This window comes from Leptospira kobayashii, from assembly GCF_003114835.2.
Lineage (GTDB): Bacteria > Spirochaetota > Leptospiria > Leptospirales > Leptospiraceae > Leptospira_A > Leptospira_A kobayashii.
Window position 1 is genome coordinate 2233281 of sequence record NZ_AP025028.1, and the last position, 14242, is coordinate 2247522.

The following is a 14242-nucleotide window of genomic DNA, read 5'->3' on the forward strand; positions in this document are numbered from 1 at the left end:
TTATGTAAATTATCGGTCTTTCTCCCCCCCGATCTTTCGGGAGGTTTAAGTAATTAATTTTAAAAATTTGCCTTTTTTGCCTTGGCGAATCAGGTATTCTTTTCCCTTTTCCAAAACCAAAACAGGGTCTGTCAATTTTTCTTCGTTCAAATAGAGACCGCCCGACTGGATGAGCCTTCTTCCTTCCGAAGCGGAAGGGATGAATTTCAGTTGAGCCAAAACGGAAACAAGCATAGGTGCTTTTTCCGCAAAAAACTCCGGACCTAAATTTTCCGTTTGTATCTCATCCGGCAATGCACGGTTTTTAGGATCGTGGATCCTTTGCCATTCGGAAACGGCATTTCGATTCTCGTCACTCGGATGAAGCTGATCCATGATGAGTAATGCTAATTCTGTTTTTACTTCTTTAGGATGCGCCGTTTTGTTTTTGATGGAGGACTTTTTTTCTTCAATGGTATTTTTCGGAAGGTCAGTCAATAGATCAAAATAGTTCCACATAAGCTCATCCGAGATGGACATGATTTTTCCGTACATATCCAAAGGACTTTCCGTAATTCCCACATAATTGCCCAAAGACTTGGACATTTTTTTAACTCCATCCAGTCCTACAAGAAGAGGCATAGTTACAACGGACTGTGGAGCTTGACCGTATTCTCTCTGTAAGTCGCGACCCACAAGAAGATTGAACTTTTGATCCGTTCCACCTAACTCCACGTCTGCGTGAAGTGCCACCGAATCATAACCTTGCACAAGTGGGTATAAAAATTCGATCATGGAAATGGGATTACCAGATTGGTGTCTTTTGGTAAAATCATCCCTCTCCAACATTCTTGATACAGTGTATTTGGATGTAAGTATCAGAACCTCTTCGAATTTCATCTCACTGCACCAAGCGGAGTTGTAGACAATCTTTGTTTTTTCTTTGTCCAGGATTTTAAATACCTGTTCCTGGTAGGTTTTTGAATTGGCGAGAACGTCTTCTTTCGTAAGTCTCTTTCTTGTTTCCGACTTGCCCGTGGGATCACCGATCATTCCGGTAAAATCTCCGAGCAAAAATAAAATCTCATGACCCAATTCCTGAAAATGTCTGAGCTTTCGAAGTAGAACAAAATGCCCCAAATGAAGATCGGGCGCCGTGGGATCAAAGCCGGCTTTGATTTTCAACTTGCCTTTGGTTTTCAGTTTTTCTTTTAGTTCCGGCTCGCTAATGATTTCGACCGTTCCGCGGCGAATTTTTTCTAGTTCTAAATTGATCTCTGATTCGGTTTTCATAGTTACTTATAAAATTTTTAGATGGATGAAATGGTGACTTATGACAACACTTGCCTAAGAATCTCTATAGGCAAGAAAAGCAAATTGTACAAATGGCAGTATCCAAAGAAAGATCCAAAACCCTCCAAACCCTAGCAAACACCGATTACGACATTCTGATCCTCGGAGGAGGCGCAACCGGTGCCGGCACTGCTTTAGATGCAAGTCTCCGTGGCTACAAGGTTGCCCTACTTGAAAAAAAAGACTTTGCGAGCGGCACATCTTCCCGTTCCACCAAACTCATTCACGGAGGGGTTCGTTACCTCGCCCAGTTTCATTTCAAATTAATTCACGAAGCATTAACAGAAAGAAAGCGACTGCTTCAAAATGCTCCCCATCTGGTAAAACCCCTCCCCTTCGTTTTACCTACTTACTCCTGGTATGAAAAACCCTATTTTTCCATCGGGCTTACTATGTATGATTTTTTGGCCGGCACCTCTACGGTTCCGGGACACAGACGAATTTCCAAAGAAGAAGCGCTTCAGGCTTTTCCGGCACTCAAAAAACAGTCGTTAAAGGGAGGGATTTCCTATTACGACGCTCAATTCAATGATGCCAGATTGAACGTTGCTACCATCCGGGGGGCAAAAGAAGCGGGCGCCGACATCGTTTCCAGAATGGAAGTGGAAGGATTTTTGAAAGAAGGCGGAAAGATCGTCGGGGTGAAAGCTGTGGATCTTTTGACAAAGAAAAAAGTTTCCATCCGGGCTAAGGTGGTGGCAAACACGACTGGGGTTTGGATCGATGCGATCAGAAAATTGGACGATCCGAACGCAAACTCAGTTCTTTCTCCCAGCCAAGGGATCCATTTGGTATTTTCCAAAGAAAAAATTCCATGCACATCCGCGATGATCATTCCCAAAACTGCAGATGGAAGAGTCGTATTTGTAATTCCCTGGGAAGGGAAAGTGGTGCTCGGAACAACGGACACCGCCATCAAGTCCATTGACGATGAACCTCTTCCTTTGAAAGACGAAGTGGAATTTCTCTTAAAAACGGGAAATGATTATCTCGACACCAAACTTTCCAAAGGCGATATACTTTCCGTATTTTCAGGACTGAGACCTCTTATCTCTCCGGAAGGATCGCAAAACACGAAATCCATTTCCAGAGAAGAAGCAATCCTGGTTTCCGACTCAGGACTTGTTACCATGTCCGGAGGAAAATGGTCCACCTATCGCAAGATGGGAGAAGATCTGACGGATCGACTCATTAAAGAAGGCGGACTCGCAGAAAAGAAAGATTGTTCTACGATGAATTTTTCTTTCCCCGGAAAAGAAGGTTACTCCCCTAATCTTTACAAATCACTTCAGAACAAGTACAACCTAACAAAAGATGATGCAATACGAATCGCCGATAGTCTGGGTGGAGAAGCAGAAAGTATTCTGGGAAAAAAACCGAAAGAGATTTTGAAAGGAAGCGGTTATTTCGAAGAAGAGATTCAGCATTTTATCGAAAAGGAATTTGCTCATTCCGTATCGGACGTCATCGCAAGGAGATGGAGGGTATTGTTTCTCGATTTGCAACTTGCAAAAAAATTGGCAGATCCTGTTTCCAAATCTCTGGCAAAAACCTTGGGTTGGACGGAAGTCCAAAGAAAGGAATCTCTTAAAGAATTAAAAGATCTGATCCTTTCTTTGGAAAAAACAATCGGATAGATTTTATTTCAAAGGAATTTCATAATTATAGAAAGAACGATTCGATTCCTTTTCTTTTAGAAAAAGCAGATAAAAAGATTTGGAGTCGAATACTTCGGAAAACTTGGTTCCCAGTTTGGTTTTGAAAGTTTCAAAATCTTCATCATCAGCAACCGCTCTTTTGAAAATCCAGGAATCATTTCTTTCCACTCCGTTTGCGTCAAAATAGTTTAACATCAGTTCTACGCCTTCGGTTCCCGCAGAAAAAATAGAATACCTTCCCTGGATGGCGGGCTGGAATCCTCCCGCACTCGGGTCTCCACCGAACATTTCGGAAAAACTGAATGTGTTGTCCGATTTAAAATAAACCGGTAACACCAAGTCCTGGTCGTAAAAATTAATGGAACCTGCTTCGTTAGCAGTGATTAGTTTGCGGAATGCCCAGAAATGTCTGGAGCCTTCTTCGTAGCCGGCTATCACTGCTTTTACCTTCTCTTCGTTAGTGACCGGAAAAGCGGTGAATTTGGAATCTTTTAATTCACCTACTTTCAATTCGGAAATACAAACATCCTTGTATTTGGTTCCTTTATGAAAGTCCAAAAGTTCGATTCGAATCCAATTTCCTTTTAGCTTCTGGCCCAAATCCACCGACTCCGCATTGGGAGTCGTTCCGGAAAAAGAGACAGGTTTCAATTCCACAGTGACGGATTCCTGAGAATGGATTTTCGTTTTTCCTTCCGGAAAACTAACAATGAGTGAACTGACTTTTATTTTTTTCGCCTGGGCATTTTGAATCGCATCATTTGCCGATTTTGCAAAACCATTGGTCACTTGGATGGCGGAAAACTCGGAAGGGTTTTCCAAAAATAAAGTAAATCCTGAATCAGGTAATTTGGGATCTGCGCAAAATCCCGTGTTTACCTTTCCATCCAAAACATACTCCGGGCTATAACGCCATGGTTGTTCGGGGCTAACTTGTCCGACAGAGGCGGAACTTTGGTAAGTAAGTGCTTTTTCCGACTTGGGTCCGCAAGCAAAAAGAAGTGCAAGGATGAGAATGGCTGGGCTCTTCTGGAATTTAAACATTCCTTACCACTAAACTATTTTTATCGTTTGGCAAGGAAAAAAAGACGGGGAAAGGGAGAGGAGAAAGTAGCGCGAGGTGGAAAGTTTCCTTTCCACCTCACTTGGATTAATCGATATAATCTTTGAGTTTTTTGGAACGGCTCGGGTGACGAAGACGGCGAAGTGCTTTCGCTTCGATCTGACGAATCCTTTCCCTTGTCACTTTGAATTGATAACCGACCTCTTCCAATGTTTGAGCATATCCGTCATCCAAACCGAATCTCATTCGGATGACTTTCTGCTCACGGGCAGGAAGGGTTTGTAAAACTTGGCGGATCTGCTCGGAAAGAATGGAAGTCGCCGCAGAATTGAGCGGAGAAATCACATCCTTGTCTTCGATAAAATCCCCTAGTTCCGAATCCTCTTCCGAGCCGACAGGAATCTCGAGGGAGATTGGCTCGCGTGCTACGTTTTTCACTGCCTTAACTTTTTGTACAGGCCAGCCCAATCTTTCTGCAATTTCATCATTGGAAGGATCACGACCGAACTCTTGGACAAAAAGTCTCGTTTCACGAATTACTTTATTCACTTGTTCGATCATATGAACTGGAACCCGGATCGTACGAGCCTGGTCGGAAATAGCGCGAGTGATCGCTTGGCGAATCCACCAAGTTGCGTAAGTGGAAAACTTATAACCTTTTTTGTATTCGAATTTGTCCACTGCTCGGATGAGACCGATATTTCCTTCCTGGATCAAATCGAAAAAATGCATCCCTCTGTTTGCATACCGTTTTGCGATGGAAACAACAAGTCTTAGGTTTGCACGAACTAACTCACGTTTTGCTTGTGCAATTTCCCTTTCACCTTTGATGATCTTTTCGCCCCAATCTTTGATTTCATTGACAGGAGAACCCGCTTCCTGTTCCATACGGCGGAGTTTACGCTCGTTATTGCGAATGTCTTTGATGACTTCTCTGACTTCATCAATATCGCAACCCATCATCTTTTCGATTTCATCCAGGTTTTCGTTCTTTTCGATGAAACGATTCAAACCTTTGATCTCGCGAACATCATGACCGTATTTGGCTTTGATTTTTAAGAAATGTTTTTCGATCTCTTTGACTCGGAAAACCATCGATTTGATTTTCTGAGAAATCTTTTGGATCTCTTTCTGAGAGACTCCTATCTTGCGAATGGCTTCATCGATTTTGCCGTAAGAAGCATCTATCTTTTCTTTGAGTTCTTTGAACTTCTTCGAATTTTCGGAATACTTACGGATGCGATTGACCGATTCATTCAAAACCTTTTCGTCTTGTTGGATCAGATCCATATTCTCAAAGAATACTTTTTCTAATTTGTCCGCCTGCTCTTGATTCAGAGCGTACATTTTGTCCACTTTGACTAGATCGTAAACTTTGATCTTTTTGGATTTGATCTTAGGAATGAGTTTTGCAAAATTCTGGCGAAGAATGGAAGAACCTAGTATGGTTTCTTCGATGATCTTCTCACCTTTTTCGATTCGTTTCGCAAGGAAAACTTCCGTTTCTCCCGAGATCAGAGAAACCTTACCGATCTCTTTCAGATAGAGTCGAATCGGATCTTCCGAACTGGAAGAAACGGTGGATTCTCTTTTTTTACGAGCCGGTTTGACCGTCGGCTCTTTGGAAGTATCTTCTTTCGTAGTCGTAAGACTGCTGGATTCTTCCAAAGATTTTTTTGAGTATTCCTCAACGATCTCAATCCCCATCTCATGTAACAGAGTAAAGACGTCGTCGATTTTTTCGGAATTTAAGATTTTGTCCGGAAGGATTTCGTTGATTTCATCATAAGATACTTCCCGATTCGCCTTTCCAATGGAGATAATCTTTTGTACTTCGGGAAGGCCTGCTAAATTTTCCATCTTTCTATATATCCTCTTATACTTCTTGGGGTTGGAGTTTTCGGAGATACTCCCAAATCTTATCCCTTTCATTCTTTAGAAATGAAAGTTCGGTGAGAAGATCTCTCTTCTCTTCAAGTGAGAGAGAACTATCTCCCATTCGTTTTGTAATATCGTTCATCGCAAAATCGTACTGATGCGCTTTATGTTGCCAAAGTAGCTCTCTAAAAATAGAATCGCCATTGCCCGCGTTCGCTTCTTCCGAAGAAAACTGTTCCGCCACAAGTCCCAGGTATTCTTTAGGAATATCTTCTTTGGAAAGAATCTCTGCCGGGCTAATCGGCTCATTTTGTAAAAATTTAGTATAAAGATAATCCCATAGAAACGAAGAGGCTTCGTCTAAAAATTCCAATTGCAATACATCATCCGCAAAGGAAAACAGCTCTTGGTTTTGAATCAGTTTGGCGATCATCTTTCTTTCACAAAGTTGGGCGGAGTTTGCTTTTTTAGTGGCAACCGGTCCCTGACTTGCTCTCTTATTATCGGTTCCGGGAGGGGGTGAACTTTTCTGAACAGTCCCCTCAAAATCACGAAAAAGTGCAGAAAAAGAGAGCCCCAATTGTTTTGCTCCCTCTTGTAAATAGACTTGTTTGTCGGTCTCTTTTTCCATAGATTTTACAAAATCTAGCAACCGTTTGATACTGGCTTGTTTAGCCTCCGGTTGGGAGACGGAACTGGTTCCCGATAAAATCTGACCGATCATAAATTGGGAAGCGGAACTCGAATTTTCCAAAATGGAACGGATTTCCTGTTTGTTATGATTTAATGAATAATCGTAAGGGTCTTTTCCTTCCGGAACGGAAGCTACTCTTACTTCGATCCCTTCTTTGCTGAGTAAATTCACAGCACGGAAAGCACCTTTGACACCTGCGGAATCCGAATCCATCATGAGAACAACTCTGTCCGACATGTTTTTCAGGATTCTGGCATGCCCTTCCGTAAATCCGGTTCCGAGAGGTGCAACTACGGATTCGATTCCTTTTCGGAAAAGCCCGATGGCGTCAAACACTCCTTCGACGACAACCGCTTCCCTGTGTTTTCTGATGGAATCCTGGGCTAAATTCAAATTATAAAAAATACGACTTTTGTCATAGATAAGCGAATTGGGACTGTTGATGTATTTTGCTTCTTCGGATTGACCTACGATTCTCCCCGAAAAGGCAACCACCCTTCCTTTGGAATCGATCACAGGAAACATCACCCTACTTCTGAAAAAATCATAAGGATCCCTGTTTTTGTCCTGACGTTTCAAAAGACCGAGAGATTCACCTAATTTGATTTCAGACTCAGTTCGAAACAGATCTTTTATGATATTGGCAAATCCGGGCAATGCGAATCCGATTCCAAAAACTTTGATATCTTCTTCGTATAACCCCCGCTCCTGCAAATACTTAAGAGCTACTTCCCCTGCTGTGGTTGCAAAATTTTTCTGAAAGTATTCTTTCGCCCTTTGGGAGATTTGATACAATGCTTCTTTCTTGCGGTCTTCTTCCTCTTCGCTTTGGGTTTTTTCCTGAAGGGGAATGCCCGAGTAATCGGCGAGAATTTCCAGAGCTTTGATAAAATCCACTTTCTGGTAATCCATAACAAAGCGGAAGATATCACCGGATGCCTTGCATCCGAAACAATGATAAAATCCGGATTCCGCGTTTACACTGAAAGAAGGAGTTTTTTCATTATGAAATGGACAAAGACCTGTTAGGTTACGGCCTGCACGTCTTAAGGGTACAAAACGATTGATATAAGAGTCGATGGAGACTTCTCTGCGGACGCGTTCTTTGAAATTCTGATACGAATTCATGCTACCGCTTTTAGAGACTGGATAATGCTTGTTTTACGTAATGAGATACTTTTGAACCGTCGATGTTTTGACCTTTGAATTCTGCCATGACTTTTCCCATAACCTTGCCCATGTCCGATGGACCACTAGCACCTAACTCTTTTACAAGCTTCGAAACGGCGTTTTGTATTTCTTCATCCGAAATTTCAGCAGGTATGTAACGCAAAATCACTTCAGCTTCCGATCTTTCTCTATCTGCTAAATCTTTTCGATTTACTTTATCGTACTCTACAGCCGTATCTTTTCTTTTTTTGTAATTAGATTTCAGAATTTGCATCACCGCAGTATCGGAAAGTTCCGATGCCCCGGTTTTTGTAAGCTCATATTGAATGTCTGCTTTGAGTAGGCGCAAGGTTCCAAGAGTAGGCTCTTCTTTTGATTTAAGAGCCTGCTTCAGATCAACATTTATTGTCTCTTGGAGGGTCATGAGAGATGGAATGACAAAGAATTAGAGTTTGTCTTTCTTCGCGAACAATCTCTTCTTTTTATCTCTTTTGCGTCTTGCTGCTTCTACAGCTTTCTTTTTGACAACACTTGGTTTTTCAAAGTATTCTCTACGCTTAATCTCACTCATGATACCAGCATTGGCACAATCACGTTTGAATCTTCGAAGCGCTGCCTCGATAGATTCACCTTCTTTTAAATAAATCCCTACTTGTGGGGTCATAGACGAATCACTGTCCTCTCGAAATGGTTTAAATTTTACAGTAATTCGAAACACATTCCCTTGTCAATAAGGGAGAATTCAAAACTAGAAATTTTCCATAAATAATGAACTAAATTGGTTCAAATCCTGGACTACTTCCAAACTGACGGGGAATAATTGCAATTTGTAGTCCAAAATCATATGTTTGGACGGAAAATAGAGCCCCTCCAACCTTTTGTTCGCATGCTCCATAGTTTCCCGAGGGCAAAACAGATAAAAGGAACGCAAATTCATTTGAAAAAACAATTCTCCGTTTTTTGCCATCGCCTGAAGTGTGGAAGACACTTCCCGGATGATTTCCTGGCTTTTGACAATTCCCAGGGGTTTAAAAAAGGGAGACAAGTCCTGGAGGTAGAATAATGCGAGAACACCGGTTTTACTCTCTTCCAGAGAAGATTCCATTTTGGTCCGAAAGACTTCTGTAAAGCTTCGAAAGCTAAGTAATGTCTTTTCCTGTTTGGAAATTCCTACGGATAGATAGATTAAAACCGAATTTGCCAGCTGTTTCCATTTGGCTTCCGGGAAATCGGTTTCCCCTTTTTGAACTAGTACCGCAAATACAAATAATTCCTTATGAGGAAAACGAATCAGAGTTGCCTGGAGAGCGATTCCTTCCTCTTCCCAGTTTCCGATTTTGAGCGGAACCATTTCCTCCGATTCTCTCTCTAAAGTCTCAATATTGGTGAGAATCTGGCGGAGAAGTTGGTTTTGTTTTTCAGCCCCTCCCAAACGAAATACAGGTTCATTTTCCAAAAAAAGAAACCCGGAAACTGCATTCATGTTCCAAAATGCATAACTCAAACGACGCAAATGATATTCTGTGATCTTTAGATCCTCAGTGGCAGTGACCGGATAAGGGGATTGGAATTCCATATTCATTTAATTATCGGATTGCCTGTGCGCCTTGGCTCTAAAAATGAAGAGAAAAACCATCTCGGGGCAATTAGTGAACGCATCTCCAAAACAAAAACAACTCATCTCTCTATCTCAATTCATCATAGAAGAGCAACTCAAAATCCCTTACGCTTCGGGAGAATTTAGCGCTCTCTTAAATCATCTGGTTTATGCGGCAAAAATTGTAGGGAGAGAAGTGAGAAAAGCAGGTCTTTTGGATGGTATTTTAGGTGCTACCGAAGATACGAATGTCCAAGGGGAAACCCAAATGAAATTGGACCAATACGCAGACAATGCATTCAACAACTCTCTGAAAATCTGCGGGCATTTGTGTGTACTGGCAAGCGAAGAACACGAAGAAGTGATCCAAATTCCGGAAGGTTACACCATCGGGAAATACACCATGGCGATCGATCCTTTGGACGGATCCTCCAATATAGACACAAATGTTTCCATCGGAACCATTTTTTCCATCCACCAAAGACTGGATCCCAGTTCAAAAGCACCCGGGGAACACAAAGACCTACTCCAAAAAGGTTCCAAACAAATCTGCGCCGGTTATATTATCTACGGTTCTTCTACAATGCTTGTGCTTACGACAGGAAAAGGAGTCACAGGGTTTACACTCGATCCAAGTTTGGGTGAGTTTTTACTTTCCCACCCTAGTATGAAAACTCCCGAGAAAGGAGACATATATTCGGCGAACGAGGGAAATGCGGGGTATTGGAGTCCTGAAGTACAAAATTATATCTCTCATATCAAGTCGATTGAAGGTGGAAAAAAGCCGAAAACAGGCCGTTACATCGGCTCTCTTGTAGCGGACGTCCATCGGAATCTATTGAAAGGTGGAATTTTTCTCTACCCGAACGATACGAAATCTTCCAAATACCCCAATGGTAAATTACGATTGTTATATGAAGCCGCACCTATGGCTTTGATCGCAGAACAAGCCGGAGGGATGGCGGTTACCGTAAAAGGAGAAAGAATCCTCGATTTACAGCCGACCGATCTTCATGAGAGAACAACTCTCATCATCGGAAGCAAAAACGAAGTGGAAGAATTTTTGAAATTTATTCCAAAAAAATAACGGGGCCCGGTAAAAAATTTACAAATGTACTTTTCCGTGAAATGGAAGTTCTTTAAAATTGGCAAATCTGTTTAGATTAAGGAGTATTCTCTAAATGAACAAAAGAACATTGATTCTAGTATTTGGACTTGTTTTAGCAACTGGTCTTTCTTTCTGTAAAAAAGAAGAAGCAAAAGTGGAAGAAGCACCTGCGGCAATCGAAGATGCAGCAAAAGCGGCAGTTTCTGATGCAGAAGCGAAAGCAAAAGCTGTAGCGAACGAAGCTGTAAAAAAAGCAGAAACTGAAGTAAAAAAACAAGCAGCAGCTGGTGCTGATGCTGCGAAAGACGCAATTAACGCAAAAAAACCTAGTTTCTAAGAAACCATCTCAATAAGCCAACCCAGCAGGGTTGGCTCTTTTCCTTTCAATCCGAAATCTTCACCTTTTCATGCAATTCTTCTTCCAAAGCACATTTTGGATAAGTTCCCACAGAAAGTGCCGTTCCTATATATCCGAAAGGATCCTGAGCAGTAATGATTTTCAAATCCCAACCGTTCACAATCCAAGGGCATTGGTAATTTCTATCCTTACATAAGATCTGAGCGGATTTCGGTTTGGGGTAAGCCCAGGCAGAGGGAGGAAATTTGCATTTGTTTTCTACTGAGGCAACGAGTCGGATTTTTTTAATCGCAACATCGAATTCTTTGAAACAATTGATCATCGGATCGGCGATATCTTTTCGAAAAAGTCCTCTCTCCACACTATAAGTAAACATCACCAATAGCTTTTCGGAAACAGTGTCCCTATCCGCAGTCACTTTTAAATTTTCAATCACATAACGGGCAATCTTAAGAGACTCGAGTACAACTTCGGAGGTCTCCCCCGAAAATTCGGAATCCTCGTTATCATCATCGTCTCCCGAGTCTCCGTCAAGTGCGCTCCCCGCAAGTAGATCCTGATTGAGAGGATGACTTCTTAACTCTTCCGAGTTAATCTCTGCAATGACTGCCCCCGGAATTTCAAATTTGGCAATGGGATGACTTCCTATCGCGGACAATATTTCCTCGGGAAGTCCAAGTTTCCTTGCAATCTCGACGGAAAGGGAAGAAGTTCTCCCAAGGCTTTGACCACCTAACGATTGCTTATAGATTCCGTCTTTGAAAGTACAAATATCCGCACATAATCCCGCAAGAAACGAATACCTATTGACCATCTTCAAATTATACTGTTTTTGAATGACGGAGCCCAAAGATAATAGTCCCAAATCGGAGAGATGATTGAAAAATTCCTTGTGGTTTAATAGTATTTTGAAAAAAGCAAGTGCCAAAGGTTTGGAATAAAAGGAATTCTGGATGATTCCGATAAGGCTTGCCATCTTTTCCGCATTCTGTTCATAAAGATGATTGATAAATTCGTTACTCCTATCGTTGATGCGTGCTAGAACCGCTTTTGTCAAAACCTGTTTCAGCATACGCATCAGATCGCGGGACATTCCAAGTTTGAAAGAAGGAATGTATTTTCCTTCCATCGCTTCCAGTTTTTTCAGAAGATTTTCTTTGATTGCTACTTTCTCTTTGATGAGAATATTTCCGTTCTTATCAATGATCGGCTCGCTTAGGGCAACGGAACCTAACAGATCATAATCTGTCGCAAACCGTTTAAATTCATTGAAGTCGATAAATTCTATTCCAGTGCTTGTAATTTTCATGAAACCTTGCTTTAATAGTAGTATCAGAATACCAGATCAGATCGCAAGATTTTTGCTTTCCAATCTCGTCTAAATGGTGTAGTTTTTTATAGGTTTTTGGAGGCAAAAATTTGGTTTCTTCCGTCCCGAAAGACAAAACTTCGATTCAAGAATTAAATGAATTTTACAGACAGATGGTACTTATCCGCAAATTTGAAGAGGCTGCTGCAAAAGCGTACAGCATCGGAAAGATCGGAGGATTTTTACATTTGTACATCGGTCAAGAAGCGGTGGGAGTCGGTTCCATCGCCGCACTCGAACCTAAAGATTATATCGTTTCTACCTATAGGGATCACGGACATGCGCTGGCCCGAGGTCTGAAACCCAAACCTCTTATGGCTGAACTTTTCGGAAAAGCCACGGGGATCTCCAAAGGAAACGGAGGTTCCATGCATTTCTTCGATAAAAACGCACATTTTATGGGAGGACATGGAATCGTGGGAGGGCATATTTCCCTCGCTGCGGGAATTGCGTTCTCTTCCAAATACAAAAAAGAAGATTCCGTTACCATTTGTTTTTTCGGAGAAGGAGCGGCTAACATAGGTTCTTTCCACGAAGGTTTGAACCTTGCCGCCATCTGGAAACTTCCCGTTGTATTTATCTGCGAAAACAATCATTACGCCATGGGAACTCCCGAATATCGCGCATTAGCCGTAAAGGACGTATCCGTTCGCGCTTATGCTTACGATATGGCTCGCGATCATATAGAAGGAGATGAGGTGCGCAAAGTACACGACCATGTGAAAGTGGCTGTGGACCGTGCCCGAAGAGGCGAAGGCCCTACTCTCATTGAAATCTCAACTTACCGTTTTCGGGGACATTCTATGTCCGACCCGGCCAAATACAGAACCAAAGAAGAATTGGATTCTTATAAAAAGAAAGATCCTCTCTTTCGTGCCCGGACCGAACTTATCAGTGCGGGGATTTTGGAAAAGGATTTGGACGCGCTGGATTTATCCATTCAGGAAGAAGTGGACGAAGCATATCAATTTGCAGACGAATCTCCCGAACCTCCTCTTTCCCAACTCTACCAAAGCGTTTACGCGGAGGACAAATAGATGGCGATTCTTACTTATAGAGAAGCATTGAATCGTGCCATGGTGGAAGAGATGGAAAAAGATCCATTGATTTATCTGATGGGGGAAGAAGTAGGACATTACCAAGGTGCTTATAAAGTTTCCCAAGGGATGCTCGACAAATTCGGAGAAGAAAGAGTGATCGACACTCCTATTTCAGAAAACGGATTTGCAGGGATAGGAGTCGGATCGGCAATGACCGGCCTTCGTCCCATCATCGAATTTATGACTTGGAATTTTTCACTCGTAGCAATCGACCAGATCATCAATTCGGCAGCTAAGATGAATTATATGAGTGGAGGACAATTTCCCATGCCGATCGTATTTCGAGGTGCAGGTGGTGTGGGAGGGAGACTGGGAGCCCAACATTCGCAAGCCTTCGAATCCTGGTATGCCCATTGCCCCGGAATGAAAGTAGTCTGTCCCGCAACTCCGAAAGATGCTTACGGTCTTCTCAAATCTTCCATTCGGGACAACAACCCTACCATATTCATCGAATCGGAAGTATTGTACGGAACCAAAGGAGAAGTACCCGAACAGGAATACACAATCCCTTTAGGTCTCGCTGACATCAAAAGAAAAGGAACCGATCTTTCCATCATCACTTGGTCGAGGGCACTCGGTTTCGCAGAAGAAGCCGCAAAAATATTGGAAAAAGAAGGAATCTCAATAGAGATCGTAGATCTAAGGAGCTTACGTCCGCTAGACGAACAGGCAATTTACGAGTCTGTTAAAAAAACAAACAGAGCTTTGGTTGTGGAAGAAGGTTGGCCGGTAGCCGGATTCGGTGCGCAAGTAGCTTACCTGATTCAGAAAAACGCTTTTGATTATCTGGATCACCCAGTGGAAAGAGTGACTCAAAAAGATGTTCCTATGCCCTATGCGGCAAATTTGGAAAGGGAAAGTCTTCCCAATGCAGAAAGGGTCGCGCAAGCGGTAAGGGAGATCTTGAGGTAATAT

At 42.3% G+C, this 14242-nt stretch carries 13 protein-coding genes; 5 read left to right on the top strand and 8 right to left on the bottom strand.

What is annotated here, in order from left to right; genetic code table 11:
- Positions 1-45 precede the first annotated feature (45 nt).
- Positions 46-1272: a tyrosine--tRNA ligase gene (gene tyrS, locus DI077_RS09890; protein WP_109019541.1), complete on the bottom strand. Its 1227-nt coding sequence runs from the start codon at positions 1270-1272 to the stop codon at positions 46-48.
- Positions 1273-1364: 92 nt separating this feature from the next.
- Here tyrS and DI077_RS09895 point away from each other — a divergent pair, with 92 nt between their 5' ends.
- The gene (locus tag DI077_RS09895; protein WP_109019540.1) at positions 1365-2969 is read left to right on the top strand and encodes a glycerol-3-phosphate dehydrogenase/oxidase; all 1605 of its coding nucleotides are present in this window, start codon (positions 1365-1367) and stop codon (positions 2967-2969) included.
- A 3-nt stretch (positions 2970-2972) separates the two neighbouring features.
- Here DI077_RS09895 and DI077_RS09900 read toward each other — a convergent pair whose 3' ends face one another.
- From DI077_RS09900 to DI077_RS09925, 6 genes are all read right to left on the bottom strand, one after another.
- A complete protein-coding gene (locus tag DI077_RS09900) occupies positions 2973-4034 on the bottom strand; it encodes an NADase-type glycan-binding domain-containing protein (protein WP_109019539.1) in 1062 nt (353 codons plus the stop codon).
- Between the two features lie 106 nt (positions 4035-4140).
- A complete protein-coding gene (rpoD, locus tag DI077_RS09905) occupies positions 4141-5913 on the bottom strand; it encodes an RNA polymerase sigma factor RpoD (protein ID WP_109019538.1) in 1773 nt (590 codons plus the stop codon).
- Positions 5914-5929: 16 nt separating this feature from the next.
- Positions 5930-7753, bottom strand: a complete 1824-nt coding sequence (dnaG, locus tag DI077_RS09910; RefSeq protein ID WP_109019537.1) for a DNA primase — start codon at positions 7751-7753, stop codon at positions 5930-5932.
- Positions 7754-7763: 10 nt separating this feature from the next.
- The gene (locus DI077_RS09915) at positions 7764-8219 is read right to left on the bottom strand and encodes a GatB/YqeY domain-containing protein (RefSeq protein WP_109019536.1); all 456 of its coding nucleotides are present in this window, start codon (positions 8217-8219) and stop codon (positions 7764-7766) included.
- A gap of 21 nt (positions 8220-8240) precedes the next feature.
- On the bottom strand, positions 8241-8459 hold the full coding sequence (gene rpsU / locus DI077_RS09920) for a 30S ribosomal protein S21 (RefSeq protein ID WP_109019595.1): 219 nt from the start codon (positions 8457-8459) through the stop codon (positions 8241-8243).
- Between the two features lie 84 nt (positions 8460-8543).
- Positions 8544-9371, bottom strand: a complete 828-nt coding sequence (locus tag DI077_RS09925; RefSeq protein ID WP_135354862.1) for a hypothetical protein — start codon at positions 9369-9371, stop codon at positions 8544-8546.
- Positions 9372-9444: 73 nt separating this feature from the next.
- Between DI077_RS09925 and fbp the strand changes: the two genes are divergently transcribed.
- A complete protein-coding gene (fbp, locus tag DI077_RS09930) occupies positions 9445-10479 on the top strand; it encodes a class 1 fructose-bisphosphatase (RefSeq protein ID WP_167837113.1) in 1035 nt (344 codons plus the stop codon).
- Between the two features lie 94 nt (positions 10480-10573).
- Entirely contained in the window at positions 10574-10837 is a 264-nt protein-coding gene (locus DI077_RS09935; RefSeq protein WP_109019533.1) for a hypothetical protein, read from the top strand.
- A 46-nt stretch (positions 10838-10883) separates the two neighbouring features.
- Here the strand turns inward: DI077_RS09935 and DI077_RS09940 are convergent, their stop codons facing one another.
- Entirely contained in the window at positions 10884-12167 is a 1284-nt protein-coding gene (locus tag DI077_RS09940) for a hypothetical protein (RefSeq protein ID WP_109019532.1), read from the bottom strand.
- A 173-nt stretch (positions 12168-12340) separates the two neighbouring features.
- Here DI077_RS09940 and pdhA point away from each other — a divergent pair, with 173 nt between their 5' ends.
- Both pdhA and DI077_RS09950 read left to right on the top strand, forming a co-directional pair.
- A complete protein-coding gene (gene pdhA, locus DI077_RS09945) occupies positions 12341-13264 on the top strand; it encodes a pyruvate dehydrogenase (acetyl-transferring) E1 component subunit alpha (RefSeq protein ID WP_242935437.1) in 924 nt (307 codons plus the stop codon).
- Positions 13265-14239 carry a pyruvate dehydrogenase complex E1 component subunit beta gene (locus tag DI077_RS09950; RefSeq protein ID WP_109019530.1) on the top strand — a complete coding sequence of 325 codons (975 nt, stop codon included), beginning with the start codon at positions 13265-13267 and terminating at the stop codon, positions 14237-14239. It abuts the gene before it with no gap.
- Positions 14240-14242 lie beyond the last annotated feature (3 nt).